This window comes from Streptomyces sp. NBC_00289 (assembly GCF_041435115.1).
Taxonomy (GTDB): Bacteria; Actinomycetota; Actinomycetes; order Streptomycetales; family Streptomycetaceae; genus Streptomyces.
The window spans coordinates 7,146,726-7,173,404 of the sequence record NZ_CP108046.1 but is presented as its reverse complement, the minus strand read 5'-3'; the positions used below and the strand labels follow the sequence as shown (position 1 = coordinate 7,173,404).

Sequence of the window (26,679 nt, the reverse complement as noted above, 5' to 3'; positions counted from 1 at the left end):
CGGGGACAGACTCAACTCATATCGCGTCGTCTGGTCTGCCGGTGTCCTTCAGAGGTTCAGGTGAGGTCCTCCAGAAGCAGGTCGAGCGCCGCCTCTTCGTGCAGGGCGATGCCCAGGGCGTCCATGGTCGGTGCCAGTTCCTTATCCCATACGGCTTCCACGCGCGGACCGGTGAGGAGAAGCTGCGGGGTGCCGTGTACCTGGGTGCGGGTCGCGAGGTACTCGTAGTCCTTTGCGCTCATGTGCCATGCCTGCGCGCTGTACCGCTCCACGACGCGGTTGGCCAGTGTGATCCCCGGCCAGTCGAAGTCACCGTGGTATGTGAAGGCGCATCCGGCGGCGGCCAGCGCGTCGAGCAGGGTGCGGACGACCGTCGTCGCGCTGCCGGAAGTGCAGATCAGGGTTGCGGTGCAGCCAGCGTCGGCAGCGGCTTCGACCACGCGTGGGTTCTCGCATACGTGGATCTGGGTGCGGGGTGGCATCTCGAGGTGCAGGGTGCGCAGTTCGCGCAGGGTGAGGTGGGTCTCCAGGTTGTGGTCCGCGCGTTCTTGCAGGGTTTTCTCGCCCCAGCTCGCGCCTGTTGGTCGCAGGCCGTAGCTGAGGACTGTGCTGGACACCTCGTCCGGGGTGACCGAGGCCTGGCGCCACAGGGTCCGGCGGCCCGGTGCGTCGGCGGGGACGTGGGTGTCGGATGCCAGGGCGATGCCGCGCAGGACCAGGCGGGAGAGCAGGGTGCCGTCGTCCAGGCCGTGGGCCGAGCCGGTGGTGCGGGTGGCGAGTTCGCCGCGGCCCCAGACGGCCGGGGTGGGTTCCGCGTGCGGGCCGGGGAAGAGCGTGGCCAGGGTTCGGATCGCCTGGTGGAGGATGGTGGTCGCGGTGTGCTGGTCTTGGCGGGCGAGCGTCCCTGCGCGTCGTATCTCCTCCAGCCACCGGGCCGTCCACGGGTGGGGGGCCAGTGGGGTGGCGGCGAGGGCCGCTTCGGCCGCGGACCACAGGCCGGCGCGTTGCGCCGCCGCTGCGTCCCGGGCCGCCCGGCGGTCGGTCAGGGCCGGGCCCAGTGCTGTCAAGGTCTCGGCCAGACCGCGGCCGACCGCGCTGGTGCGCAGGCGGGTGTCCAGGTCCAGCAGATGGATCGTGGCGGTGGAGGTGGTGATTGGTTTCGCAAGGAGCAGGGAGAGGTCCTCGCGTTCCTGTGCGGTTAGACGCTGAAGCCTGATCGTGCCGTTCGGCTGCAGACCGTTGCGTTCGAGACGGGTTCGGGCGGCCGTCCGGAGGCGGGCGAGGCCGGGCCGGGTCAGAAAGGCAAGCGTCTCGGCGTCCAGAGGAGTCGCCGCTTCCCGCGCACGAGGGTCGCTCATACCGACACCAGCCGACGCTGTCGCCCGTTCCAGGTGTAGTGGAGGGTCGCCACTCCCCTGACGTGCGGGTCGCGCAGGCACTCGTAAATGTGCAGCGACGGCACGTCGGGCCAGTTACCGATCAGGCGTTCGCTGGTGAGGACGAAGTCCAGGTCCAAGTCGACCAGGATGCGGCCGAGGCGGGCGTGGGTGGGTTCGTCGACCTTGGCGAAGGCATCGTCGAGCAGGATCAGCCTGGGTGCGTGCGGGGTCGTGTCGGCGAGACTGGTGAAGTGGGCGGCCGCGGCGGCGAACAGGACCAGGTAGGACAGCACGCGCTGCTCGCCCTGGCTCAGGCCGGTGCGGCCGGACAGCTTGCGGCGGCTGGTCGGGGCGGCGTCATTGACCACCCAGGGCGTGAAGGTGAACCAGTCGCGGTAGTCGAGGGCGGTGCGCAGATGGGCCGCGTAGCCCGCGCCCGGATCGGCGCGGCGGGCGTCCTCGATACGGCGCTGGAGCACATCGCGCAGCTGCTCGGACTGGTCGCGGGTGCGCAGGCCGGACGGGCTGCGGAGGAGGTCGACCGCCGCTTTGACATCGGCTTCCACGCCGTCGGCCAGCTTCCAATCGAGTGTGACGCCCAGGCCGTGTGACGTGCGGACCGTGGACAGGGTGCCGTTCAGGGCGGCAACCAGGGCGCCCGCGGCCAGCACCTGGGAGGAGAGGTGGTCGCCGAGTTCGCCCGTCAGGAACCGCTGGAAGACCTCCCGCTCGCGTTCCGTCAGCCGTTCACGCGCCTCGGCCGCCTGGGCGGCGATGCGCTCGCCGACCGTGGCGATGTCCTGCGGTCCGTGGTCGTCGACGAGACGGCAGACCTTGATGCCGTCGTGCTCCTCCAGCGTGGCGTCGTACCCTCCGGAGAGCTGGTCGCGCAGGTCGGTGTGGCGGTTGAGAAGGGCGGTGTCGGAGAGGTCGCGCCGCTCGGCGTCCAGGCGTTCTCGTACGGCCGTCACGAGTCGGCGCAGGGCCTTGGCGCGGTCGTGTACCTCGATTTCCTCGTCGGAGGCAACCGTGGAGGTAGTCTCGGCTGTTTCGGTCACCGGCATGTCGAGGCCCGCGCCTCTGGTCACGCCTGGCAGTGACAGTGCCGCACGCAGTCGCCCGCCGCTTTCGACCGCCGCGCTCTCCTGCTGGGCCAGCGCCTCCCGCCGTACCCGCTCGTCCTCCTCCGCGCGCACGCGTTCGTCGTGTACGGCATTCACGTCCCGCTCTGCTCGGGGAAGTTGACGCCCCACCGCGTCCAGCCGCCGCTTCGCCGCGTCCTCGCGGGCGAGGATCTCTTGTTCCGGCGCGTCCAGTGCCTCCTCCAGGCCCCGGACCGTGCGACGGGCGGCCTCCAGGCGGGCGAGCGGTCCGGCATAGTCGGACTCCGCTTCCCGGGTGGACGTCAGGGCGCGCTCATAGCCTTCGCGATTCTGGCGGTGAGCGTCGGCAGAGGAGACCACCGCGCGCAGTCGCCCGCGCAGCCGCTCGGTGCCTGTGTCAAGACGGTCCAGGCACAGGCGTACAGAGTCGAGGGCCGTCGGGTCGACGGGGAGGTCGTGCGCGCCCGCGGTCGCCTCGGCCTCCCGCCGGGCGGCGACCGCGCGGGCACGTGCCTGCTCGGCCTCGCGGGCGGCCGTGGACGCCTTGCCGGCCAGGACCTGTGCAGCGCGCTCGGCCTCGGTGGTGCGTGCCCATGCGTCGGTCAGCGTGCGTCCCGTGGGAGGGTGGCTCAGGGTGTCGGCCGCCTGCGTGCGGTGTGCCGTGAGGATGTGCAGCTGCCGTTGCTGATCGTCCAGCTCCTGCTGTTTACCGGCGAGTTGGAGGTCAAGTTCGGCCAGTGCCCGGCGGCGGGTCTCGGCGCGCACCTCCGCGCCGACGTACTCGGCGGTCTGCTTGATGTGACGGCCCCGGGCGACGCCGAGTTTCCAGAAGCCGTCCATGCCGAGCGCGGATTCCGCAGTCCCAGCCGCGGCCGCGTCCGTGACCAGCGCCACCGCGCGGAGCACGCGCTCGACCTGTCCTGCCGTCACCCCGCTGTCCGGCGCCACCACCGGATGTAGCACTTCAGCGAGCGTGGGTCCGGCGGGTGGAGCGCCAGGGGCGAGGAGGATGTCCCTGGTGGCCCCCTCCAGGACGGTGCCGTCGGCGCACACCCAGGCGTCGAGCAGCCCGCTCGCTTCGAGGGCCGCCTCCAGGTTCGCCTGGTCCGGCGGCTCCAGACCGTCGGCGAAGTCCACGAGCCGGTACAGGGGTGCTCCGGTGTCGGGTGCGCGAGGTGCCGAGCGGTGGGGCGGAGGCGTGGGCTCGGGGTCGGTGCGGACCTCCCAATCGTCGCGCTGGTTCCGCAGGCGGTCGCGTTCGGCGGTCAGTTCGCGGATTGCCACGGCCCGCGCGTCACGCTGCTCGGCCAGTTCCGCCAGCCATGACTCGACGACCGACCGGGCGGTGTCGGCCACCTCGTCGGGGGCATGGGCGGGCAACGGGCCCTCCGCCGGGTCGTGGGCGGTCAGGGCGTCTATGGCGTCGAGGGCCACGCCGGTGAGACTGTGAAGCCGCTCGGTCCAGGTCCGTACAGCGTCCGCGTACGCCACCCCTGCGCGTGCCGTCTCCGCCCGTCGGCGCCCGGCCCGCTCATGCGCGTCGTCCGCCTGTTCCTCCAGTCGTTCCCGGGCGGCATCGGCCTGCTGCGCCTCTCGTTGGGCCCGGTGCGTCGTGTGGATAAGGGCGGTCAGTTCGGTCACGGTCCGGGTGCGGTTCCTGATCACTGGCCCGGCGGCGCCTAGTTGGGCCTCCCAGGTGTGTAGTGCCTCGGCGCAGGCCCGCGTGTCGAGGGAGAGTACTTCGCTGTGCCGCACGAGGTGCAAGTCGCCTTCTGGGGAGGTCAGTTGGGCTGCCGCCGCCTCCGTGACCGGGATGGCGGTGGCCTGCGCGGGCTCGCCCAGGTGGGCGGGGTCGAGCCCGGCGCGCTCGGCCTCGCGCAGCATCTCGCCGTGTGCCGTACTGAGGTCGACCAGGTCCGCGCCGAGCCTGTCGGCTTCCTCGGTCAGCCGCCGTCCTGTCTCCTCCTGACTGCCGTGGGCCTGGCGCAGGGCTTTGAAGGCGGTCGCCGCGGCACTGTGCAGAGCGGTCACCGTGGCTCGTTTGTCGCCGAGTTCCCGCAGGCTGCGATAGGCGGCGCTGGCATACAGGGCGGCCAGGTCCGTCTCAGCTGCCTCCTCCTCCGCCTTGAGGGCGTCGAGGCGGGCTGCGAGTTCCTCCTCGTGGGCGCGAAGCCGCGCCGCACTCTTCACCGCCTCGCCGGCCGAACGCCGGTGCTCCGCCAGCTGTTCCAGTTCGTCATGCACCTCTTGGGCCCGGCGGCGCAAAGCGCCGTGCAGGTAGCCGCGGTAACCGGTCAGGAAGGTCCGCAGCGCCTCGTCGGTCCGCTCCAGGCGTCCGAGGTCGGTCCGTACGGCGTCCAGGTCGTCGAGGCCCCGGGCCACCTTCTCCACGACCTCGTCGTCGAGCGCGGGCAACGTCTCCGCGAGGACGGACACCAGGCCACCGGAGTCGATGCGGTCGCCGATGGTGGGGCGGCGCAGCCGGTGCAGCAGGTGGAGCAGGTTGCGGTAGCGGGCCGGGTCGCCGAGGCCGAACAAACGGCGGGCGGCCCTGGCCCGGTGCTCCACGGCACGTTCGGTGACGTTTTCTGGGCCGACGAGCGACTTGAGCCGGTCGACGGGCAGGGGCTGGCCGGCGGGGGCCAGGTCCAGGTCGTGTCCCACCCGTAGCGGGGTGACGAAGAAGAACGGCTTGGCCGTCCGGGTCGACTGGGAGGCACGGATGGCCACGCCGAGGGTGAGGTGCTGCTCGCTGCCTTCCTCGTCGGTGCGCGCGAACTCCACCCACAGATAGCCCAGCCGGTTGGTCTGCTCGAAGCCGTCGAGCATCAGCCACAAGAGCGTGGTCCGGCCGGTGCCGGTGGCGTCCAGAGCTCGGGCGTCCCCGTCGAGGAGGTAGGGCAGCAGCATTTCCAGCGCCTTGGACTTGCCCGCGCCGTTCTTGCCGCGCAGCAGCAGGCGACCGTCGCCGAAGGAGAACTCCTGCTCGTCGTACTGCCAGACGTTGCGGATGCCGGCGCGGTGCAGGCGGTAACGGTGCGGCGAAGGGGAGCGGTTCACCGGGTCGGCTCCTGGGGCTGCTGGGAGGTGTCGTTCACAGAGGACGGTTGGGTACGGGAGGCGACGGCCACGGTGGTGGCGAAGCGGGCGGCCGCGGCGAGCAGCACCCAGCCACCCGGACCGTGCCGGCTACGCGCACCCGAGACGTCCGTGACGGACCGGCCGTCCAGCGCCGCGTCCTCATATCCCTCGGGCAGATTGTGGCCGTCGGCACGCACCGGTCCGGCGGGCGCCATCAGGCGCATGCGGACCAGCAGGTCGAGAACGGCGGCGAGCAACGCGTCCCGGTCCTCCACCAGGCCACGCTGCCAGTTGCTGCGCCCGCCGTACTCCTCGACGAGTTCATCGAGCAGTTGGGGCAGCAGTCTGTCCGGGACGGGTACGCCGATGACCAGCCGCCCGCCCACCGCCGGGTGGCCGGGGCCCTCGGGGCGTAGCCGATCGACGAGCCGTCCCACGAGCAGCAGCGCCGCTTGAGCGACAGTGCCGGTGCCAGGGAGATGCAGGTCGGTCAGATCACCGTCCGGGTCGACGAGGGCGATGCCCTCGGCGCGGATCTCGGCTTCCAGGCCCAGCAGTTCGGAGAAAGCCTGGGACTCACGTCGCTGTCGGGTCCGCAGCCATTCGCGCTCTGCGCTGGTGAGGTCGTCGAGGTGGACGGCAGGTGTCTCGACGAGACGTCTGCGGACGTACGTACGCGGACCCCCGAAGCCGGGGTCGGCGGCCCGGCGTACGAGATCCGCTCCGTCGCGGCTCTGTGTTAGCGGTCCGGCGACGATCGCGCGGGCGATCTCACGGTCCACGGTCAGCAGGGCCTCGCCACCCCGCTCCTCGGCGAGGGCCGCGACCTGGCCCTCGGTCTCCACCAGCACGCCCCAGTCGACGAGTTGGCGCAGCGCGGCGGCGAGCGTACGCCGCTCCGCCTGCCGACCGATGTCGCCGACCTCGATCCCGGCGTCCACGGCGGCAGCCCTGAGGTCGGCGACGAGCTGGGAGAGCAGCAGCTGCTCCGGTGCGGTGACTAGGACCGAGAGGGTGAGGGTCAGGTAGGCGTACGTCCGTGGCGTGAACGGCGTTCCGGTGGACGGCCGCTCCAGACGGTGGCCGGAGCCGGGTCCCAGGCCCGCCTTGAACAGACGGGCGTACGACGCCTCGACGAGGAGCCGGTAGCCGAACACCTGCTGGAAACGCTGGGCGAGCCAGTCGGCATGGCGTCGGATCAGTGGGAAGGTGTCGCTGTGTGGCCCGTTGCTCGTGACCAGCGGGTGGGCCAGCAACAGACGGGCGGCGGCACGGCGTTCGGCGGCCAGTGCCACGTCGTGGGCGGAGGGCAAAGGCATCAGGCGCTCGCCTCCTCGGCGGCGGTTGGTGTGGAGGCGCTCTCGACCGCCAGGGTGAGATCGTCCACCAGCAGCTCGCCGTCGACGGATCGCAGGAGTGTGTGCCGACCCGGGGTACGCCACGCCACCAGCCTGATGCCCAGATCCGCATCGCCCGCTTGCGCGCCGTCGAGCCGGAAATCACCCTCCTCCTTGCGTAGTTGGCTGTTGCCGAGAGCGGCAGCGAGGAGTTCCAGCAGCAGTCTCAGCGCCGCGGAGCCCAACCTCACCTGGTCGAATCTGCCTGACGCGCTGCGCAGTTCTGCGGCCGCCGCCTGTCGGGCGGCGGCCTGTTCGCGCGCTTGCTCCATGAGACGGCGTTTCTGCTCGCTGTGGTCCTCGACCATCGCGGCCCGTCCGCGCGGGGCGCGGCTCCCGCGCTCCCGCAGTGCCACGGGCACGTCCACGACCGGCCCGGTCCACCAGCTCACGTATGCCGGCACGGACGCGTCGGGATCGGGCGCCACCCCCAGATGCCGTGCTCCGTACAGCCCGAAGGCTGCGACCGCGATGTCGTGGGCCTCGTCGGGCTGCGCCGCGTCGAACCAGGCGGCGAGCCTGAGCAGGTCCTTGCGCCGGGACATCTCCCCGGACGCCGAACGCAGCATCCGCTTGGCGTTGGCGAGCAGTGACTGCAGGGCGCGCAGGGTGGCGTCCCGCAGCTGGTCTACCTGGCTGCCGTGCCCGTCGGTGTCGGCGAACCAGTCACGCAGCCCCTCCCAGTCGGCGAGTTGCCGCCCCCGGCTGCGCTGTACCCGCGTCTCTGGCAGCGCCTCGGAGAGGGCTCCGAGACCCGCCGCGTGTGCGTCGATACTGCTCAGCAGGGCAGGCAAGTGGGGCCAGATCTTCTGCAGATGCGCGGCGATACGGGGCGCGCGGAAGGACACGTCCTCGGTGATCGCCTGCACGTAGTCGAGCAGCAGTTCCTTGAATCCCTGGTACTCGGCTCCGTCGAGGTCGTAGCGGGCGAGCACCTGACCCAGATACGCGTAGAAATCCCTCACGGACTCGGCGAACTCGGCGAACTGCACGAAGAGTGTGCTGATCTTCTCCAGTGCCTGCCGCGGGTCTGCACCGCCTGGTGCGGCGACCATGACGGCGATGTCGCCCAGCCCCCGGTCGACGAGCGTGAGCAGTTCACTGCTGACCTCGCGCGCGGCATCCGCATCGGCGAGCACCTCGTCCGCGTCACGTTGCACCCGCTCGCCCAGCTTGGAGAGCTGATAGCGCGACCGGGAGCGCTGGTACTCGGCAATGCTGGTGGCCGTGACGGTGTGCGTACTGCGCAGCAGATTGCCCCACCGCACGAGCTGCTCCAGCCTGGCAGTCAGTGTCTCCGCTTCCAGCACCGCCCCCGGCCCGCCGGTCTGCGCCAGCTTCGCCAACACATCCGGTGCGGCGAGATCTGCGAGCAACGTGCCGCAGAACAGCCGCATCACGGCGACGTACTCCAGCCGCTCGGGTGCGCTCAGATAGGCATACGCACTCAGCCGCTGCCAGGCTTCGCTGCCACTTTCTCGACTGTCCCGACCTGTTTCTTCATCGCTCGGCGACCCGTGTAGTTCGTCCCCCTCCATGCCATCGAGCGTACGGACCGCCACTGACACTCCGGCGAATGTCGGCAAAATCAGCCTCGTTTCGGCTGTTACCTGCCGTCCCGTTCCTCGTCCGCGCAGCTTCTTGCGGCGCGGACGAGCGCGGAGGCGACCGCCGACGCGCAACATGAGAAGCACCCGGCCCGATCCCCCGGCGGCACGCGCCCACCCGTTCGCCCGCCGTCCCCTTCACTTCTTTTCTGTTCGGGGCGAGCGTGGGGGTGTGCAGAGGGGGATGTCGGGCTGCCGACCATGCCGACGCGGGCGTGGTGACCTGCGTATATGCCAGTTGCGGCCCGGGAGGGGTCGGGCAGTTGTCGGCGGGGATATCAGGCGGGATATCAGCCCGGTTGAGAGCAGTGTTGTCGCATCGTGACCGTGGTCGGGGCGTCGTGGTCGCGGGTGTGGTCGCAGTCGGCTGTTGGTGTGGCCGGTACGCGTGGCGCCGGGCAGACGACGCCACCTGTTCCCGGGAAGGGGGTCCGGCGATGACGGACTTGGATGGCGGCCGTGGCGACCGGCTTGCGCTGGCAGTACTGGTGCAGTATCGAATGGCCACCACCGACCAGATGCACCGGGTGATCGCTCCCGAGGCACGCATCGAGCAGACTCGGCGCCGTATGGCCAAGCTGCGCGCGGAGGGGCTGGTGGATCGCATCACCCTGCCCCAGGCCGGGCGGCTACGGGTGTGGTTTCCCACCTCCTATGGTGTGCGGATCGCTTGCGAGTGGCCGGAGTTGCGCGGGCGACGGCCGCCGAATTCAATCGCCGATCCGACTGCGGCGCGGCTGCGGGCGGGACACACGCTGGCGGTGACAGAGACCGCGCTCGTCTTCCTCGAGGAGGCCCGCCGCCGCGGCGAGCTGTGCCGCCCCCTGGACTGGATCCCGGAGGTATATCACCCCGTCGGGGGCGGCGAGGGCGTCATCCCCGACGCCCTGATGTACTACAAGAGAGGTCGTGAGGGCGAGGTTGGGGCGATGCTGCGGGCGTTCGTCGAGGTCGACCGGGCCACGATGGGGCCGGAGCGTCTGGCCGCGAAGCTCACCTCCTACGGTCGCCTGCACGCTTACGTGCCGATGCCTGTGGGGCGCCGGCGCCGCTATGCGACCACCCAGCAGCAACCGGTGCAGGAAGAATGGCGGCGGCACTATCCGCTCTTCCCACGGCTGTTGTTTGTCCTGGACGGCACCGGTCCCGCCGGCGTCACCACCCGCATCGAAGCCCTGAACGCGGCTGCTACGACTACTCCGACGCTGGCCGGTTTCCTGCGCGAGGTGCCCGTCCTGGCAGCTGCGCTGACGGACCTGCGCAGCAAGGGCCCTACCGAGCGCGTGTGGCACCCCGTACAAGACCCCGACAGGATGGTCGCGTGGAGTCAGTAGCGGCCTGGCTAGACGGGCTGCGCAGCCGCTGCGCAGTGCGCTGTGGGGTGGCTGCGCAAGTCCGACCACAGGCGGCCGACCATAGCTGCGCAAGCCCAACCATGAGGCCGACCGCGTTTGCGCATCCCCAACCAGGAGCCTGACCAAGGCTGCGCAACCCCCGACCACGAGCCCGACCAAGGCTGCGCAGCGAACTACGCAGGGATCAGGCTGCGGCTGCGCATACGGATGGACCCGGTTGCCGACCCGTGGCCCATCGGCGCCTGCTGAGCCGCAGGGCGGCTGTGTATGCGCAAGCCTCCCGCGATTGCGCATACACAGCGATGCGCGCTCCGCCCTGCGCGACGGGCGATCCGCATTGTTGCGCACGAGACGTCCGTCTGGAAGGAACAGTTCGTGCCGACAGCCTCATCCACTGGGCTATGCAGTTATCTCGCCCCGCTGCTCCAGAAGCTCGTCCAGGTCGACGACGCGGAAGGGGCTCAGTGGCGGACGAGTCGGGAGGCGAGCGTCGTGGACAGGTTGGGCTGCCGGAATGGTGCGCGGACGTGAGGCTTCAACGGTCCTTGGCCAGGGCGACGAGTTCTGCGAACAGTCCTCCGGCGTTTACAAGGTCCTCGTACGTCCCATGTTCGATAACTCGGCCCTTGTCCATGACGAGGATGCGGTCGGCGAGCCGTGTGTTCTCGAGTTGGTGGGTGACGACGATCGTCATGCGCTCGGCGGCGATCCGTTTGATCTCCAGGAAGATGGCGTGCTCACCGCGGGCGTCCATCTGTGAGGTCGGCTCATCCAAGATCAGCAGTGGCGTTTGCCTGTAAAGCGCGCGGCCGCACACGAGTCGCTGCCACTGCCCTCCGGACAGCTCGGCGCCGCCAAACAGCTCCTTGGCTAGGAGGGTGTCGAGCTGGTGGCGCAGCTTTTCGATCGCTTCCCGCATACCGACGGCGTCGACGACGTCCCACACCGGCCCGTCGTCGTACGTTTTGGGCTGACCGAGGGTGATGTTCTCGCGGGCGCGTAGGGGCCAGCATGCGAACCCCTGGGGGACGAGCGCGGTGCGTTTCCACACGGAGTCGGGGGTGGCCTGGGCAAGGTTGATGCTGTCCCACAGGACGCGCCCCTTGTCGGCGAGGAGGATGCCGGTGAGGAGCTTGGCCAGGGTTGACTTGCCCGAGCCGTTCTCGCCGACGATGGCCAGGATCTCGCCGCGGCGGAGCGTGAGTGAGACCCCCGCGACGGCCGGCTCCTCTTTGCCGGGGTACTGGTACACGACCTCGTCGAGGCGGATCTCGTCCACGCGTTGCGGGATAATCAATTCCCCGCGCTTGGGGGCGCGTTCGGTGGCCATGTCGAGGAAGGACCTCATGTCGGCCAGGTAGAGCGAGGTGTGGAACATCGCGGCGCCGTGGATGACGAACTGGGAGAGCGAGGCCAGTGTGGTCTGGACGGCGACCAGGGCGGTGGCAGCGATGGGCAGGGCGACCCGGCCGGTGGTGGCCAGCCAGGCGAGGGTGGCCCAGGTACCCAGCTGGAAGATCCCGCCCAGGGCGCTGGTGGCCAGGACGATGCGGAGCATCCGCGGGGCTGCGGTCACGGTGCGCTGGTCGATCCGGTCGGACAGGGCGCGGTACCAGTAGATGAGGTAGTCGGTCATGCCGTTGGCGCGGACCTCGTCGCCGTAGCGGGAGTAGGTGGCCCACCAGCGCATCATGGAGCGCACGTTGCGGTCGCCGACGTTGAGGTAGTGGGTCTCGTAGTCAACGCGCGCGGACAGCACTGCGCCGGCGCCGGCCGGGAGCACGGCCAGCAGGAGCAGAGGCAGCATCAGCGGGTGCAGCGCGGTGATGACCCCGCTCGCGGCGATCATGCGGATCAGGGCGGACATGAACCGCTGGGCATCCTGGACCATCATCCGGGTCCGGGTGACGCCGACTTCGGCGGCCTCCTGCCGGTCGGCGAATCCGTCCTCGCCGTACGCGGCTGCCTCCACGCGGCATACGGCGGCGACGAGGGCAACGTCCGCCTCGGTCATCAGCAGAGGTGTGATCCGTCCGTCGGCGTACGAGGAGAGGGCTCCGCTGATGCGGCCGATGCCCGCAGCTGTCGTCACCACTACCAGAGCGGGCAGTGCGGCGTGCAGACGTCCGGAAACGGTCCCGGTGGCGAGGAGGTGGGTCATCGCCTGGGCGGTGAAGGCGAGGACGACGGCGGCCGCGATGCCGGTGAACAACTGGCAGACCAGGAGCAGCACGACGCCGGTCCTGTCGACGGCCCACGCCATCCGCGCGGTGTGCCCGAGCACGGAGGGAAGGCGTCGGCACATCGCTCCGAAACTGGCATCTGCCAGCGGGTTCTTGCCGTACTTGCCCTCGAAGGTGATGCTGGCCGGGGGTGGAGGGGGCGGCGTCTCCTCGTTTGCAGTCGAGGCGTCAGTCACAGTCACCTGTATCCCTTCTTGGGGGGGGTGCCGCACCTGGATGGCTCGGCGTGCACGGCATAACGACATGCGGCGGGATTCGAACGCGCTCGCTTTCGGACGTGCAGGGGCCCTTGTACCGCAAGGGGTGAACCTGTGACCGCCGTGCCGGGGCGGCCCGGGGCCGGTGCAGATATGACCGAATCGCCGATGCCTGTGACGCATGGGGTTTCGGGCGGTGATCGGCTCGCGATGGCACCAAGGGACTCGGCAAATCGAGATCATTCTTGCCCAATTGGGCAAGAATGATCTCGTTGGGTAACGCTTTCCCGGATTGTGTGATCGCTGGTACGCACCGCATGGTCCAGTTGGTCACGCAACTCATCGGGGATGGTTCCTGCTCCGAGTGCGCAGGATGTGAGGAGAGTTCGGCATTCCTGTGCCTCTCGATCGGTAGCGAGGGCGGCACACAGGGGGTGTGCCAGGATCTCTCGGGCGGCATAGCCGTCGGAGGTCTTGATCGCCCTTCGGTGCAACTCCTCGACCGCGAGGCGTGCTTCAGACCTTTCGGGCAAGGTGAACAGGTCCAGCGTGGCGAGCCCGAGCCGCGTGTTGAACATGGTCAGGTCGTCCCCGTTTAGAGCCCCGAGGTGCTTGGTCACCAGGTTCTGCAGGGTGTGTTGCCAAGGCAGTCCTGCGGTTCGGTGGCACACGATGCTCAGGCAGTCGGTCACGGCGACCTCCCAAGGTTCACCAGGCTTCGTGTCGGCCAGCAGGCTGTTGGCGCGGACGGTGTCTCCGACGGTGAGAGCGGCGAGGACGGCGACCTGGCGGCCGTCGAGCATGCGCTGTCCGACTCCGTGGTGTGCTTCGACGTGGGCGAGTGCTTCAGTCCAGCGGCCGGCAGTGGTCAGGGCGCGCGTTCCGTCAGCGAGTAGAACTCGCCATAGCCAGGCGCGGACCTCTTGGCGGTCTCTGGCTGTTGAGGTGAGGCCGGATGGCACGGCCACATCCTCGAACAAGGTGGTAGGGGTGTTAGTGCTGACCGCATCGAACAGCTGGAGGAGCGTGCTGCGGCCGTCGTCGTATTGCCCGGCGCGGATGGCGAGGCGGGCGAGGTTGATGATGGGTTCTAGTAGAGCTTGGTCAGCTTCACTCGTGGGTGGCGTGTCCGCTGGTCCGTGAGGGTCGTTGAGGTGGTGTGACACCTGAGGAGATGGCCTCGGTCCGGGAGGACCTGGAGGCGTTCGCGGCGGAGTTGTTCGACGGGTTCTTCCGTGCGGATCAGCGGCGGTGGGGGCAGGCGTACGTGCGCGGATTGTTGCTGGACGGGCGGCGTAAGTCGGTGGAGCCGATGGCGGCCCGACTGGGTGAGGACGGTAATCGTCAGGCGCTGGCGCATTTCATCACCTCCAGTCCGTGGGATCCGGCGCATGTGCGGGCCCGGCTGGCCTGGCGGATGCACGAGGCGATCGGTCCAGAGGCATTGATCGTCGATGACACCGGCTTTTTGAAGGACGGGGATGCCTCGGCGTGTGTGTCACGGCAGTACACCGGCACCGCGGGCAAGGTCACCAAGTGCCAGGTGGGGGTTTCGCTGCATCTGGCGCGCGAGAGGGCCTCGGCGGCGGTGAACTGGCGGCTGTTCCTGCCCGCGTCCTGGGATCCCGACTCGCCGGAGGCGGACCCGGACAAGGTCGCCCGCCGCAGTCGCTGCGGCATCCCCGACCGGGTGGGGCATGTCGAGAAGTGGCAGCTGGCCCTGGACATGATCGACGAGAGCCGGTCGTGGGGCATCGACATCCCCCTGGTCGTCGCGGACGCCGGATACGGGGACGCCGCCGCCTTCCGCCACGGTCTGGAAGAACGCAACCTGCCCTACGCGGTGGGCATTTCCTCCCGCCACACCGCCCATCCGGCCGACGCCCGGCCCGTCCAGCCCACCTACGCGGGAACCGGCCGGCCACCGCGAATGCAGTATCCCGAGCCTGCGCAGACCGTGAAAGACCTGGTCATCGCGGCCGGGAGGACGGCCACGAGGCCGGTGTCCTGGCGGGAAGGCTCCCGCCCGGGCAAAGGAATCAGCGGCTTCAAACGCATCTACTCGCGGTTCGTGGCTCTGCGCATCCGCCCGGCCGGACGCGGCGTCCGCCAGGCCACCGACGGCCCTGAACTGCCCGAACGCTGGCTGCTGGCCGAATGGCCCGCCACCGAACCCGAACCCGTGCAGTTCTGGCTCTCCAGCCTGCCCTCCGGCATGCCACTGGCGACCCTGGTGCGGCTGGCCAAGCTGCGCTGGCGCATCGAACACGACTACCGCGAGATGAAACAGGCCCTGGGACTGGCCCACTTCGAAGGCCGCACCTGGGGCGGCTGGCACCACCACGTCACCCTCGTCTCCGCCGCCCACGCCTTCTGCACCCTGCAACGACTGGCACGAGACCCAAAAGACGCGGCGCAGGTCTGAGCCTCTACCAAGTCGTCCGAGAACTCCAGACACTTCTCGCCGCCTGGACCGGTGCTTGCCCCACCTGCCACCGCGACATACCCACACCGATACGGACCTGACCAAGCCCTACTAGGGCTCGGATCGCGGCCGTGCCGGGCAAGGGAGCGGCATCTAGGTAGGCGGCTGCGTGCTGGTGGCACAGCGTGTGGGCCATGTCCGGCACACCGGTGTCGGAGGCGATCAGCGCGGCCTGGTTGTAGACCGTGGAGGCCATGCTCGGGTCGCCCGTCTTTGCCGCGCTATCGGCGAGTTCGGCTAGCGCACGAACACGCTGGGGCAGGGGGAGGCAGGCCGGGCGGGGGCGAGCGATGAGGGGGAAGCGCCGGGCCAGGGCGTCAGGGATTATCCACACGGTCCGCGACGCTCCTTTCCGTGGTGGGGTCCGGGCCGAAGACAACGGTTTTCGCGGCGGCGGCGAGGGCGGCCTGGGTGGCGTAGGGCAGGCCGATGCGGTTGAAGGCGAACAGCGCGTGATGGGCGAGCACGTCGCGCAGCCCGCGGTGAAGCAACCCCAGCTCCATGAGGTGGGCCAGATCCCGCCCGGCGTCGCGATAGGCGCGGCCCCAGTCCGCAAGGTGGGCCAGCGGCCCGCCGGTACGCATCAACTCCTCCCCGTTCACGGAGATCAACCGGTGTACGGCAGCTTGGAGTTGCTCGCGGCTCTCCGGTGTGGCACCTGGGGGCGTCTCGCGGTGGGCGCCGACGCGTGCCCAGACGTCGCCTTGTTCGTACCAGTCCAGCCCGGCGGAGCGCATCAGGATGCTGCACAGCATCAGGGACGTCTCGCGCCGGTGCAGGCCGCCCTTGCTCTGAAGGTGTTCGAGCAGACTGCGGCTGTCGTGGTGGAAAAGGCGGTGTGCGCTGGCCATGGCTTCGGTGCCACCGAAGGCATGCTCTTCGGGTTCGTAGACGATCTCTGTCCACGCAGTGATGGCCCCCTCGGCAACCAGCGTGTCGAGGCCCTGGGCTATGTGCTGTGCTCCTCCGGCGGCGGGCAGGTAGCGCATCCGCCAGCACGGGTGCTTGCGGATGATGAACCACCGGGCCAGGGCGCCTTCGTCCTCGCCCACGCGCAGTATGGGGGCGAGTCGGGACACAGCGATGGTCTCGGCGTTCTCCCATTCCGGGAACACGAGATTGGCCTGGCGCCAGGCCGGCAGGGTCATCGGAGGGCCTCCGCGGTGTGTGCAGCGGCCAGAGGCAGTGTCAGCACGCGTTCGAGGCGCACCCGGTAGAAGCGCAGGATCAGCAGGGAGTGGTCGGAGGCTTCTCGGGGGTCGTCGTTGTCGACGACTTCGACGCTGTGCAGAGCGGAGGCGAGGCCGCCTGTCCCGTAGGCGCGGTCGATGCGCTGGGGACCGCCTTGGTCGGGCTTGCATTGTCCGGCGGTGGCGTTGAGGGCCTCGGGCTGGCCGAGGTGGTCGGCGGCATAGCGGGCGAGGTCGAGGTAGCCGGCGTCGGTCAGGGCGGCGTCGGGGCGGGTGTCGCTGCGGCGGTGTCCGTCGGCGTCGAGGTAGGTCCGGTGGACCATGTGTGCTCGATCGGTCACCGTGGCCCAGTCGGGCGGGGCGAGGCGTTCGGGATTGCGCGGGTAGCTGTTGGTGTCCCCGGCGGCGAGAGTGACTGCTCCCGCGTGCATGGCCGTCCAACACGCTTCCGTTAACCGCTGGTTGGCGTCGAAGCAGCACATGTGGAGGGAGATGAGGTTGAGTGGCACCGGACAGGTGCCGAGCCGTGCGACTACGTGGCAGGGGTGCAGCCACCACGGCTTGGCGCGGGGGCGTGCTTCGACGACGTCGAACATCGTGGGGCGGAGGTAGACGGCGGTCGCGATGTCGGCGTCCGCGTATGGGGTGGGCGCGGAGAGGAAGCCTCGCAGGCTCATCCGCTTCTCCGTGGCGTGCAGGAGTTCGCTGCCCCGCTGGCGGCTGAACTTGGCCTCCTGTTGGAGGAAGATGTCTGGCTCGTACTCGGTGAGGACGTCGAGTGCGAGATGCTGGTGTTCGCCGTTGCGGCCGCCGTCACCGTCGATGTTCCACACGGCAGCGGTCACGAGGTCGGTCACTTCAGACCTTTCGGTATCGGTACGGATCGGCGCGGTATCACGCCAGAGCGAGGAAGGTGTCCCAGTGCGGGGCGGGCGCACGGCCCGTGCCCACGGTGTGCAGAGCGAGTGCTGCTCCGGCTTGGCCATCGAGGAGTTCCGGGTTGAGATCGCTCTGCTCGACTGCGGTGATCAGGCGGTCGGTCAGCCGGGGCAGCTGGGCGGTGATCTCGGGGTTGTCCGTTTCGGTGGCCATCCGCCATGCCGCGTGCAGGAGTCCCGCCATGCCGTGGCACAGCCCGGTCTCGGGGAGCGTGTCCAGTTGGAGAGGGTCTTGCAGTGCGGAGAGGATGGCGGTCTCGGCCATCGCGACGCGTGCCGGGTCTCCGAGAGCGAGTCCGGCCAGTTGATGGGCACGGGCGGTGCCGCTGACGCCGTAGCACCAGGACGGCCGGGGTCGAAGCGCGGAATGGACCTGGTTGTCGGTCACCTGCTGGATCGAGAGGTGTCCGGGCCACCAAGGCGCGGTCTCGTCGCCTTGCCGCCACTGGTCCGTCCAGGAGCAGATCCTCGCGATCGCGTCGGCCGTGCCCGGCACGGTCAGTCCGCCGAGCAGGGCCTGTGAGAGGACGGCGAGGGTGGAGCCGATGCCGTGGGCGAGCCCGATGTTGCCGTGCCCTTCTGGGTAGTCGGGGTGAAGGACGCCGCTGGGGGCGACGTCTGTCCACCACGGCGGCAGACCGGCCGGGTCGGGGATGGGCTCGGTCAGGCGTACCAGGTAGGCGATGACGTCCGAGGTGATCTCGTGGTGCGGGTGGCGGCTGAGGTGGTAGGCGCCCAGCCCGGACAGGCCGCGGATCAGGTCGAACTCTTCCATGGAGGGGCGCTCTCCACGGGTGATGCGCTGGTGGGCGGCGGCCAGCCGGTTGCGGGTAAGGGTGAGGGTGGCGGTGTCTAGACAGGCAAGGACTGGCAGGTAGCCGCTCGATGTGCTGGCCGCCCGATGCATCACGTACGCGAGGGCGGGAGCGCCGAAGTACAGGTTCGCGTTGGCTGCGGCGCTGACTTCACCGTGCACGGCCGCCTTCAACCAGGCGTGTGCGGTGGACCAGTCTCCGTGCCCGGTCCGGGCGCGCTCGATGTGCAGCAGGGCGATGCCCGAAGCTCCTCCGGCCAGCGACTGGGGCCAGGACCGGCCACCGTAGGGACGTCCGCCGGGCCACGCGGTGCTCGGGTCGGCCAGCGCGGCGGCCAGACGGTCGACGGTTTCCAGTGCAGTGAGAGCGGGAGCGGTGGTGATCACGGTGTACTCCTTGCGCGGGCCGTCCAGCTGAGGGCAGCGGCTCTGGCCAGGTGAAGGTGGGTGCGTTCCTCGGGCATTCCCGGCCCGCGCATCCGGACGTGGTGGAGGTGCAGCAGGTCCGGCAGCAGTTCGTCCGGACGGAAGGCCGTGTCCGTGAGCGCGCGGCGGTAGTCGGCAAGTGCCCCACGCCGCGCGGACCAGGCAGCGGTGACGTGCTCGCTCAGGCCGGCCGAGGGCATGTTCACCAAGTCGACGGCTTGGCGGTAGACGGTGCGGGGCGGGGCGTCCGGCTCGGTGCGCGTGTGCTCGATCAGCCAATGCATCGCCGCGGTGCTGTCGCCGAGCACGCCCACGGCGATGTCCACCATGCTCGCGGCGGTCACCGCGCGAAGGTCGGGGACCTCCGTTCCGGTCTGGGCAGCGAGCTGGGCTACGGCGGCGGCGGAGTCGGCGGCGAAGTACCGTTCGGCCGCGTCGAGGGCGGTGGGGCCGCCGAATCGGGCGGTCTCCGGGTGGTAGGTCTCCACACCGGCGTGCGTGATCAGACCGCCTTGCCGCAGGCGGCGCGTCCACTCGCCGATCGACTCGAAGACGGCGCCGAGGGTCCCGGGCTGGTAGGTCAGGCGGAGGCGAAGGTGGTCGTCAGGGTCGCGATAGCGGATGAACCACCATGGAGGATCGCCCAGTTCGTCCAGCAGGGCCGCCAGGTGCCGGGTCAGGATGGGGTTCTGCCGGTCGCGATGGCCGTGGAGGTGAAGGGAGATGCGGTTCTCGCATCCGGGCAGGTGACCGTGCTCACGATTGACCGCGCGGCCCGCCACGCGGACGGGGATGATGTTCTGCTCGGTGCTCAGGGGGATGACGACTTCGTGGGCACGGCCTCCGGTCCAGCCCAGGCCCTTCGCACGTGGTGCCGGGCACAGCGTCACAGTGCCGTCGCGGTCCAGGTGGACGCGCAGCAGGGCCCGGTGGGACGGCTCCGCCAGGTCCAGGGCCATGCGCTGGTCGTCCTCGCTCAGGTACACCCGCTCAGGCAGGTGGACCTCGCGGCGCCATCGGGTCAGGGTCTCGTCCCACTGCGGCCATGGTGCGGATGCGGGAGGCAGGTCTTCTCGCGTCAGGAGCCAGCGGGCCGGGGACAGGATCGTCCGGCCGTAGCGCAACGCGGGCAGGAACGGCAGGCTGGACGCGGCCGTCCCCCACCTGAATCCGGTGCAGGGGACGGCCAATGCAGCGGGCGCCTCCGTCAGGAACCGGCACAGCGGGTGGGAGTGGTGGCCCAGGTCCACGGCGTTGAGCAGCAGCGTGTGGACGGGACGGCGGTGGGACAGCGAGACGAGGTGCAGCTGTTCGGCGTCGGCGGTGACTGCGAGGTCTGTGACGGGAACGAGGCGGGTGTCCGGGCTGTGGTAGTCGCCGAGCGAGATCACCCACTCGGTCGCCTGCGGGGCGCGGGCGACGTTCTCGGTTGGCGCCGACAGAGGGGGGGAGCTGATCTGCGCGCTGAGCGCGCCTTGATGCACTGGGGGTAAAGCGCCGTAGGTCTCGGTCATGCGGCGGCGGTCTTCGTCGTCGAGCAGATGCAGAAAGCGTCCGGTGGTCGCTCCGGCCGAGCGCGCCACCCCGACCACGTGCAGTGTGAACTCCTCCTGGTGGAGGGCGGCGACGCTCTCGGCGTCAATACGGACGGTCAGCTCCGTGCTCGGCTGGACGGGACGGCCCGGATCGACGGTGGACAGGTCCTCGATAGCCGCATCGTCGAGCTGGATTTCAAGGCGGCGCTGCATGCCGGCGGTGTGTGCGAGTTTGATGAGGCGGCCGACACGGTCGGGCAGCGGGGAAGCCGTCGGCGCGGTGGTGGCACCGAGGTAGCCGGGCGGATAGCCGAGTACGTCGATCGCGCCCAGGACGGGGACGGCCGCCCGCGGCCCGTACCGGTCCAGGAAGCGGCGATGCCACTCGGCCCAGCCGGTCAAGGACGCTTGTGGTGCGAGGCGGATGAGCGCCTTCGCTGCCGCTGCCGCCTCCTGCACGACGGCCGTAGGTAGGGTCAGGTCCCAGTCCACCCGCAGGTCGCGCGCGGACCTGGGGGTGGACCGGATCTCTGCTGCCTCCGTGGGCGGGAGGTGGGCTGCCTGTTCGACGAGGGCGGTGAGCGGGTCGGTGACCGTCATCGGCGGCCGGAGGCTCGTGAGCAGGACCCGTTGACTGACCAGGTCTGCGATAAGGCGGTCGATCACGGAGGGCGGCGCGCTCGGGAAGCTGGTCGACAACCTCTCAGCGAGGTCGTTCCACAAGACGGGAGTCTGTGCCCCGCCCAGGGCCTCGCGGACCGGTGCGGTCAAGCGGACCTGCACGTGGTCGGGGCGTCGATCGAGGGTTCCGCTCGGGCGGTGCTCGATCACCATGTACCCGTCGCGTTCGACGAGGAGGCTGGAGGCGAGCAGCATCAGGCGGGGCCGCAGCGCCGGGTGCTGCTCGAAGTAGTCGATGAGGGCCGTACTGTGTGCCGCGTCTGCTATGGCGGTGGCGCGGTGATCGGTGCCGACGCGGAGCGCGGGCAGCGTACCTATTCGTACGGCCGCAATGCCGGCGAACAGGCGGAACGGAGTTGCCCGAGTGCGAGCACGCAGCAGATAGCGCAGCACGGCGACAACCGTGCGCCGCACGGCAGGGGCCGGGATCGGCTGGCCGGCGCAGATCTGCTCTACCCGGGTCGCAAGGTCGGGGCTGGCTGCCCTGACGGCGCCCGCGAAGTCGGTGTCGGTCCAGGACTGTTGGAGCCATGCCTGCCAGGACGTCGGGTCCGCGAACGCGCCGGTAAGGTCCGGCCATACTGTCGGGCGGTCGGGATGCCATGCAGATGCCCGGACCAGTGCCGCATCAACGTGGCGATACATACGCCCCTCCTGGGACTGGGCGGTGCCCGGCCGCGCTCGTGGTGCGGCCGGGCACCGCGGTGGACGCGGTCGGTGTTGCTACGGGCAGCTCGTGCACGCGGTCGCGCACGTGGAGTTGCAGCCGTCGTCCGTCATCCTGATGAGCTGGTCCGCGGAGGGACCGCCCTCGACGATGGAGATGTCCAGGGCGAAGTCAGCGAACTCCTTCGCTTCGGCGGCCGGTTGCGTGGATATGGCCGGTCGCTCCAGTTGCACGGTCATGTGTGCCTCCTTGAGGTAATGGGGGATGGTGCAAGGTCCCGGAGCCCTCGCTGGGCCCCGGAGTCTCAGGTCCAGGACGCGGTGACGATCCCGTGCCGCCGCAGTACGGCGTCCTGCGGCAGAGGCGACGGAGCGGGGCCCGGCAGGTACCGGAACGTCGCAGCTCCCCGGCGACGGTGGTGTTCGGCCCAGCGGCGCAGCAGCTCCGCGTACTGGTCGGCGAGGGCTTCGGCCTGCGGACCGTGGGCAATGACGCCGCTCTCGAAGCCGCCGGTGGCCTCGTTGTCGCGGCGGGTGCGGTAGGCGATGCTGTCCTCGCTGACCAGGGCGGGCACCCCGAACTGGACCGCCGGTGCCACCAGCCCCCGCTCGACCACATCCTTGGCCGCGTGCAGCCGCACCGCACGCGGCAGGTTGAGGGTGAGGTACAGGTCCAGCTCGTCTGGCAGGTCCCATGCCGCACCCGACCAGCGCACCAGCTGGGGGGTGTCCAGGGCATGGTTCAGCGCCTGCGCGTTGAGGGGCACCCGCACGTCATCGGTCTGCACGACGACGCCCTCCCGCAGCAGCACCTTGCGTTCCTCGGCGGCGCCCTCGCCCTGCATCGGCACGAAGTGCGCAAGACGGTAGGAGCGGCTGAGCAGGCCCGCACCGTCACGGTCGAAGGCGATCGAGCGGGTTGTGCCGCACACCGTGAGCGGAACGACGAGCCTGCCCTTCTCCGTGAGCCCGTAGATCCACGACGGGGGGATGTCCCACGCCGCCGCGGTGACGATGATCCGGTCGTAGGGCGCTCCGTCGGGGACGCCCCTCTCGCCATCGGCGAGGACCGTCTTCACCTGCCGGTATCCGGCCTCGTCCAGGCACAGGCGGGCACGGTCGACGATGTCGCGGTCGATGTCGACCGTGGTGACCTCACCGTCGCTGCCCACGAGTTCCTGGAGGTAGGCGGCATTGACGCCGCCCGAGCCGATCTCCAGGACCTTCATCCCGGGCGCGATGTCGGCCTGCTCCAGCATCACACCCTGAAGGTGGGCGGCGGACATGACGCTGACGTTCAGGTCGCTCTCGTCTTTCTTGACCGGCACAATCCGGTGGAGATCGTAAACGACCTCCAGGGACGCCTCCGGCGCGAACCGGTGCCGGGGCACGGCGGCGAAGGCCGCAGCAACCGAGTCGGACGTGATCGCGTCCTGGTCACGGAGCGCGCGGACCATCTCCGCACGCCACGCGCCGGGATCGCGATCGGTCGAGTCATCGATAACAGGCATCCGGTTACCTATTTCTGTTGAGGGGTGGGGCTTGCGAAGGCACAGATGGGCTTGGTGGTCAGCGAGGACGCTAACCAGGACGCCGTCGCTGGGGGCGGTTACGCGCCGGTCACTCACGCACGGTCGAACCACCGTTCCCGCTCGACGTCGGTGACTTGTCTCCGGTGTTCGGCGATCTCGGCCTCGGCTGCGATGGCGTAGTGCCGCACTACCTCGGCTCCGAGCGCGCTCGTCGCGAAGTTGCTGCCGTCGAAGTACGCCAGCGCCTCGGCGAGGTCACGCAGAACAGGCACCGCCTGCCGGTCTGCGTAGGCGTCGCCCCGGCAGGGTGCGGGCGGGGTCAGCTTCTCGGTCAGGCCGTGCACGATCGCAGCGATCGAGGCAGCCAGCGCGAGGTACGGGTTGGCGTCGGCGCCAGGTAGGCGGATCTCCAGGTGGGTGCCCTCGCCGTGACCGGTGACCCGGACGGCGCACCCGCGGTTGTCGTGGCCCCAGTTCATGTACTGGGGTGCGAAGGAGTGCGCCGTCGCGTACCGCTTGTAGGAGTTGGGGTTGGGCGCGTACAGCGGGGCGAGGCGCGGCATTCCGGAGAGCAGGCCGGCGATGCTGTGGCGCATCGTCTCGGGCAGCTCCTCGCCGGGGACCGCGTCGAAGGCTGGGGCGCCGTCTTTCCAGAGGGACAGGTGCAGGTGCAGCCCGCTGCCCACGCCGGTGAACGGTGCGCTCATGAACGTGGCCGACAGAGCCTGACGTCTGGCCAGGTGCTGCACGGTCTGCTTGTAGACGGTGTAGGCGTCGCAGGCCTGAAGCGCCGGGCCGTAGGGGAACGTGATCTCCACCTGGCCGGGAGCGCCCTCTGTCTTGGTCGCCTCGATCGGTACGCCGGCCTCGGGCAGAGCGTCTTCCAGGTACCGGAAGAAGTCGCTCAGTGCCGGCGGATGGTCGAGGGCGTAGTCGAGGTTGTGCTGCACCATGGGCTGAAGGCCGTTGCAGAGAACGAACTCACTCTCCAGACCCACGCGCGCCTCGAAGCCGAGCTTGCCCAGCCGATCGAGCTGAGTGCGGAGCATGCGGCGCGGAGCGATCTCCAGGGGCGTCCCGTCAGGTTGGACGGCCTCGCAGTGAACCAGCGCCAGGCCGGGCATGTAGGGCAGGACACGCAGCGTGTTCAGGTCGGCGATCATGCCGAGGTCCTGAAAGCCTTTGTCCCAGCCCGTGAGGTCGAAGCCGCCAAGGGGGTCCATGCCCACGTTGGTGGCCAGGATGTAAGCGCAGGCTTCCGACACGTTGAGCCCGTCGGTGATCCGGTCGAGGAAAACCCGTGCGCTGAGCCGCTTGCCTTTGAGGCGCCCCATCATGTCGGGGACACAAACCATGACGGTGGTGATGTCCTCACGATCCACCGCGGTCCGGAAGTCCTCGGCGGTGATGAGACCGGCGAGCCGGGACATCTCGTAGTTCGGGTCAGTGTGCTGGCTGCTCATCAGACCACGTCCTCCGCCAGGGAGGCATGAGTGGCGGTGTTGCCCAGGGCCGGGATGCGGTAGTTGCGGCGGCCCTGAGTGATCCACAAGATCCAGGCCAGCGTAAGCACGACGATCAGGGCGACGCCCGCGTAGTTGAACGATGAGGCGGTGATCGGGGAGACCTGCGGCAGGCAGAACAGGACGGTGACGACGCCGACCCAAGTCACAGCCGTCCAGCCGATGGGCTTGCTCCACCGGCCAAGATTCCACGGCCCGGGCTTGAAGTGGTCCCCCGCGCGCAGCCGCAGATAGACGGGGATGGCGTAGGCGGGGGTGATGCCGATGACGTTGATGGCCGTGACTGCGGCGTACGCGGTCGGCGAGTACAGCGACGGTGCCGCCAGGAGGAGCGCGACTCCTACCGACAGCCACACGGCGGCAACCGGCGTCTTCGTGCGGGTGCTCACGTGGCGCCAGGTGGCAGCGAACGGAACCGCCCCGTCGCGGGAGAACGCGAACACCATGCGGGAGGCAGCGGCGGTCTCTGCGTTGCCGCAGAACAGCTGGGCCACGATCACGATCAGCAGCAGGGCCTTGGCGCCGGAATGGCCGACGACGTCAAGGAAGATCTGGGCGGGCGGCACGCCGGTGGCGCTGCTCCGCGTGCCCGCGTAGTCCTGGATGGAGAACGTGAGCCCAGCCAGCAGGATGAACCCGGCGATCCATGAGACCCAGATCGAGCGGACGATCCCCCTCGGCGCCGATATCTGGGCCTGCGTGGTCTCCTCGGACAGGTGGGAGGAGGCGTCGTAGCCGCAGAAGGTGTACTGCGCCAGCAGCAGCCCGATTGCGGTCACGTACAGGCCGTTGCTGAAGCCGGTGTCGTTGTTGAACGTGGTGAACACGAAGTTGGCGCTCTGGTGATCGGCCGAAGCGAGGATCAGGACGCCGACGATGACTGCGACGCCGACGAGGTGCCACCACACCGAGACCGAGTTCAGGAGGCTGACCAGGCGGACGCCGGCCACGTTCAGCAGGGCGTGCAGCAGCAAGATCCCGGCGAAGATCATCATGGTCTTCTCGGGTGTCGGCGTGAAGCCCCACTGGAGGTTGGAGAACGCGCCGACGAACGTGGCAGCGCCGTAGTCGATGCCGGCGATGGCACCAAGCAGCCCGAGCAGGTTCAGCCAGCCGGTTACCCAGGCCCAGCGGGGCCCGCCGAGCCGGTGCGCCATGTAGTACAGGCCGCCCGAGGTGGGGTAGGCGGAGGTCACCTCGGCTAACGACATACCGAGCAGCAAGACCATCAGACCGACGCCGACCCAGCCCCACATGATCACGGCCGGTCCGCCAGTGTTCAGGCCGAAGCTGTAGAGAGTCATGCATCCGGACAGGATGCTGATGACGGAAAACGAGATCGCGAAGTTGCCGAACGGGCCCATACGGCGCGCCAGTACGGTCTGGTAGCCGAGCCCGGTCAGGACGGCATCGTCGTCCACCAGCCGGTGGGCGGCACTTCTCGGAGACACCGAAAGAATCCTCTGGGTCGAAAGGGAAACAGGGACGGGGTGGCGCTGGGAACCGCCTCGCGGTTGGGGTGCTCGACTCATCTGCGGTACCGCTCGCGCTTCATCGCGTAGTTGCGCGCCTGCAGGAAGTCGTCCTGCCACCATCGGCTTTCGCTGACGTGCTGCCATGGCGCGGGGGTGGCGAACGGGCCGATCGTTTCGAACACTTCTGCCGCGCCGGGCAGGCCACAGGCAGTCAGCGTGTAGGCCAGATAGTTAAGATCCAGCAGGGAGCAGGTGCTCATGTCGGTGACGTAGGCGAACCATCCGTCTCTCGCCAGCTCGACGTAGTACCGGACCTGGTCGTTGGTCCAGTACCCGAGCGTGCTGGCGACCTGTCCACCTGCCGTTCGTAGCCGGTAGTCCTCGACGTAGGCGTACAAGGGCAGATTCAGCAGTACGGCTCCCGGCTTCGCCTGGGAGGCCACCCAGCGTGTGAAGTCCACGGCTCCATTGCCGCGGGCCTGGAAGCACTGGAGCATCCGGTGATACGCCTCCCTGTTGGACCAGTCCCGCCGGTCTACCTGCCACAGCAGCGGCCACGGCCCCCGCGGCAGCATGGCCTCTGTGGGATTCGCCCAGTGGTCAACGGAGTGCCAGTGCCTGTGGTCGATGTCCAACTGGGCGAGCGCCAGCAGGCACACCCACGGAACGGGGTCAGCCGGCCAGCGGCGTGCGGCGTCCCCGCATGCAGCCCGCGCGGCGCTGACCCTGGGGAGCAGGGTGTGACGGTCTGCCGTGCTGCGGTGAGCGCCCACAACCCGGTGGGTCATGACGCGGGCCCGCATCATCAGGGCGTTCGCGTCTCCGGGTTCCTCTGCGCACCAGGCCGCGATGGCGTCACCTTTGGCGGCGCCGGCCGCCAGGACCTGACTGCGGGACGTGCGCAGCGCCCAACTGCGGGTGTTGGCGAGCAGAGCCTTGGTTGAGAGCCACCGGTCGAGCAGGAGGTCTTCCAGAGCCAGGCGCAAGCCTTCGTCGTATCCCGCAGGATGAGGGGTCAGGGGCATGTCACTGCTCACCATCGGAGCACCCCG

The 26,679-nt window shown here is 69.5% G+C and carries 17 protein-coding genes and 1 pseudogene; 2 read left to right on the top strand and 16 right to left on the bottom strand.

Features of this window, described 5'->3' with window-relative positions:
• Window positions 1–56: 56 nt before the first annotated feature.
• The 4 genes from OG985_RS32435 to OG985_RS32420 are packed head-to-tail and all read right to left on the bottom strand — an operon-like array spanning window position 57 to window position 8,498.
• Window positions 57–1,358 (bottom strand): TIGR02679 family protein, encoded by a 1,302-nt coding sequence (locus tag OG985_RS32435; RefSeq protein WP_371671894.1) that lies wholly within the window; start codon window positions 1,356–1,358, stop codon window positions 57–59.
• Window positions 1,355–5,542, bottom strand: a complete 4,188-nt coding sequence (locus tag OG985_RS32430; protein ID WP_371671893.1) for a TIGR02680 family protein — start codon at window positions 5,540–5,542, stop codon at window positions 1,355–1,357. Before OG985_RS32430 ends, OG985_RS32435 begins: the two co-directional genes overlap by 4 nt.
• Entirely contained in the window at window positions 5,539–6,882 is a 1,344-nt protein-coding gene (locus OG985_RS32425) for a TIGR02678 family protein (protein WP_371671892.1), read from the bottom strand. Before OG985_RS32425 ends, OG985_RS32430 begins: the two co-directional genes overlap by 4 nt.
• A complete protein-coding gene (locus OG985_RS32420) occupies window positions 6,882–8,498 on the bottom strand; it encodes a TIGR02677 family protein (protein WP_371671891.1) in 1,617 nt (538 codons plus the stop codon). Before OG985_RS32420 ends, OG985_RS32425 begins: the two co-directional genes overlap by 1 nt.
• 506 nt (window positions 8,499–9,004) lie before the next feature.
• On the opposite strand from OG985_RS32420, the gene OG985_RS32415 reads away from it, so the two are divergent.
• Window positions 9,005–9,901, top strand: a complete 897-nt coding sequence (locus tag OG985_RS32415) for a replication-relaxation family protein (RefSeq protein WP_371671890.1) — start codon at window positions 9,005–9,007, stop codon at window positions 9,899–9,901.
• 556 nt (window positions 9,902–10,457) lie between these two features.
• On the opposite strand, the gene OG985_RS32410 is transcribed toward OG985_RS32415, so the two are convergent.
• Window positions 10,458–12,341 (bottom strand): ATP-binding cassette domain-containing protein, encoded by a 1,884-nt coding sequence (locus OG985_RS32410; RefSeq protein WP_371674566.1) that lies wholly within the window; start codon window positions 12,339–12,341, stop codon window positions 10,458–10,460.
• A 260-nt stretch (window positions 12,342–12,601) separates the two neighbouring features.
• Window positions 12,602–13,165: a hypothetical protein gene (locus OG985_RS32405; RefSeq protein WP_371671889.1), complete on the bottom strand. Its 564-nt coding sequence runs from the start codon at window positions 13,163–13,165 to the stop codon at window positions 12,602–12,604.
• 371 nt (window positions 13,166–13,536) lie between these two features.
• On the opposite strand from OG985_RS32405, the gene OG985_RS32400 reads away from it, so the two are divergent.
• Window positions 13,537–14,787, top strand: a complete 1,251-nt coding sequence (locus OG985_RS32400) for an IS701 family transposase (RefSeq protein WP_371674565.1) — start codon at window positions 13,537–13,539, stop codon at window positions 14,785–14,787.
• 79 nt (window positions 14,788–14,866) lie between these two features.
• On the opposite strand, the pseudogene OG985_RS32395 reads toward OG985_RS32400, so the two are convergent.
• The 10 genes and pseudogenes from OG985_RS32395 to OG985_RS32350 form a co-directional block, all read right to left on the bottom strand.
• Window positions 14,867–15,181, bottom strand: a pseudogene (locus OG985_RS32395) (hypothetical protein); the annotation flags it as partial.
• A complete protein-coding gene (locus tag OG985_RS32390) occupies window positions 15,165–15,995 on the bottom strand; it encodes a thiopeptide-type bacteriocin biosynthesis protein (protein ID WP_371671888.1) in 831 nt (276 codons plus the stop codon). The gene OG985_RS32390 and the pseudogene OG985_RS32395, both read right to left, overlap by 17 nt.
• Window positions 15,992–16,894 carry an endonuclease/exonuclease/phosphatase family protein gene (locus tag OG985_RS32385; protein ID WP_371671887.1) on the bottom strand — a complete coding sequence of 301 codons (903 nt, stop codon included), beginning with the start codon at window positions 16,892–16,894 and terminating at the stop codon, window positions 15,992–15,994. The genes OG985_RS32390 and OG985_RS32385 overlap by 4 nt, the downstream gene beginning before the upstream one ends.
• A gap of 37 nt (window positions 16,895–16,931) precedes the next feature.
• The gene (locus OG985_RS32380) at window positions 16,932–18,176 is read right to left on the bottom strand and encodes a lanthionine synthetase C family protein (protein ID WP_371671886.1); all 1,245 of its coding nucleotides are present in this window, start codon (window positions 18,174–18,176) and stop codon (window positions 16,932–16,934) included.
• Window positions 18,173–21,076: a lantibiotic dehydratase gene (locus OG985_RS32375; RefSeq protein WP_371671885.1), complete on the bottom strand. Its 2,904-nt coding sequence runs from the start codon at window positions 21,074–21,076 to the stop codon at window positions 18,173–18,175. Before OG985_RS32375 ends, OG985_RS32380 begins: the two co-directional genes overlap by 4 nt.
• A gap of 78 nt (window positions 21,077–21,154) precedes the next feature.
• Window positions 21,155–21,337 (bottom strand): FxLD family lanthipeptide, encoded by a 183-nt coding sequence (locus OG985_RS32370; protein ID WP_371671884.1) that lies wholly within the window; start codon window positions 21,335–21,337, stop codon window positions 21,155–21,157.
• Between the two features lie 65 nt (window positions 21,338–21,402).
• Complete coding sequence (gene fxlM, locus OG985_RS32365; protein ID WP_371671883.1) at window positions 21,403–22,608, bottom strand: methyltransferase, FxLD system; 1,206 nt, start codon at window positions 22,606–22,608, stop codon at window positions 21,403–21,405.
• A gap of 113 nt (window positions 22,609–22,721) precedes the next feature.
• Window positions 22,722–24,092, bottom strand: coding sequence for a glutamine synthetase family protein (locus OG985_RS32360; RefSeq protein WP_371671882.1), 1,371 nt, complete (start codon window positions 24,090–24,092; stop codon window positions 22,722–22,724).
• Window positions 24,092–25,684, bottom strand: coding sequence for an amino acid permease (locus OG985_RS32355; protein WP_371671881.1), 1,593 nt, complete (start codon window positions 25,682–25,684; stop codon window positions 24,092–24,094). Before OG985_RS32355 ends, OG985_RS32360 begins: the two co-directional genes overlap by 1 nt.
• On the bottom strand, window positions 25,681–26,613 hold the full coding sequence (locus OG985_RS32350; protein ID WP_371671880.1) for a hypothetical protein: 933 nt from the start codon (window positions 26,611–26,613) through the stop codon (window positions 25,681–25,683). Before OG985_RS32350 ends, OG985_RS32355 begins: the two co-directional genes overlap by 4 nt.
• Between the last annotated feature and the right edge of the window lie 66 nt (window positions 26,614–26,679).

Coding starts and splice junctions, on each gene's coding strand:
- OG985_RS32435 (WP_371671894.1), bottom strand. CDS start 1,358: ATGAGCGACCCTCGTGCGCGGGAAGCGGCGACTCCTCTGGACGCCGAG.
- OG985_RS32425 (WP_371671892.1), bottom strand. CDS start 6,882: ATGCCTTTGCCCTCCGCCCACGACGTGGCACTGGCCGCCGAACGCCGT.
- OG985_RS32420 (WP_371671891.1), bottom strand. CDS start 8,498: ATGGAGGGGGACGAACTACACGGGTCGCCGAGCGATGAAGAAACAGGT.
- OG985_RS32415 (WP_371671890.1), top strand. CDS start 9,005: ATGACGGACTTGGATGGCGGCCGTGGCGACCGGCTTGCGCTGGCAGTA.
- OG985_RS32405 (WP_371671889.1), bottom strand. CDS start 13,165: ATGCTCGACGGCCGCCAGGTCGCCGTCCTCGCCGCTCTCACCGTCGGA.
- OG985_RS32400 (WP_371674565.1), top strand. CDS start 13,537: ATGGCCTCGGTCCGGGAGGACCTGGAGGCGTTCGCGGCGGAGTTGTTC.
- OG985_RS32390 (WP_371671888.1), bottom strand. CDS start 15,995: ATGACCCTGCCGGCCTGGCGCCAGGCCAATCTCGTGTTCCCGGAATGG.
- OG985_RS32375 (WP_371671885.1), bottom strand. CDS start 21,076: ATGTATCGCCACGTTGATGCGGCACTGGTCCGGGCATCTGCATGGCAT.
- OG985_RS32370 (WP_371671884.1), bottom strand. CDS start 21,337: ATGACCGTGCAACTGGAGCGACCGGCCATATCCACGCAACCGGCCGCC.
- fxlM (WP_371671883.1), bottom strand. CDS start 22,608: ATGCCTGTTATCGATGACTCGACCGATCGCGATCCCGGCGCGTGGCGT.
- OG985_RS32360 (WP_371671882.1), bottom strand. CDS start 24,092: ATGAGCAGCCAGCACACTGACCCGAACTACGAGATGTCCCGGCTCGCC.
- OG985_RS32355 (WP_371671881.1), bottom strand. CDS start 25,684: ATGAGTCGAGCACCCCAACCGCGAGGCGGTTCCCAGCGCCACCCCGTC.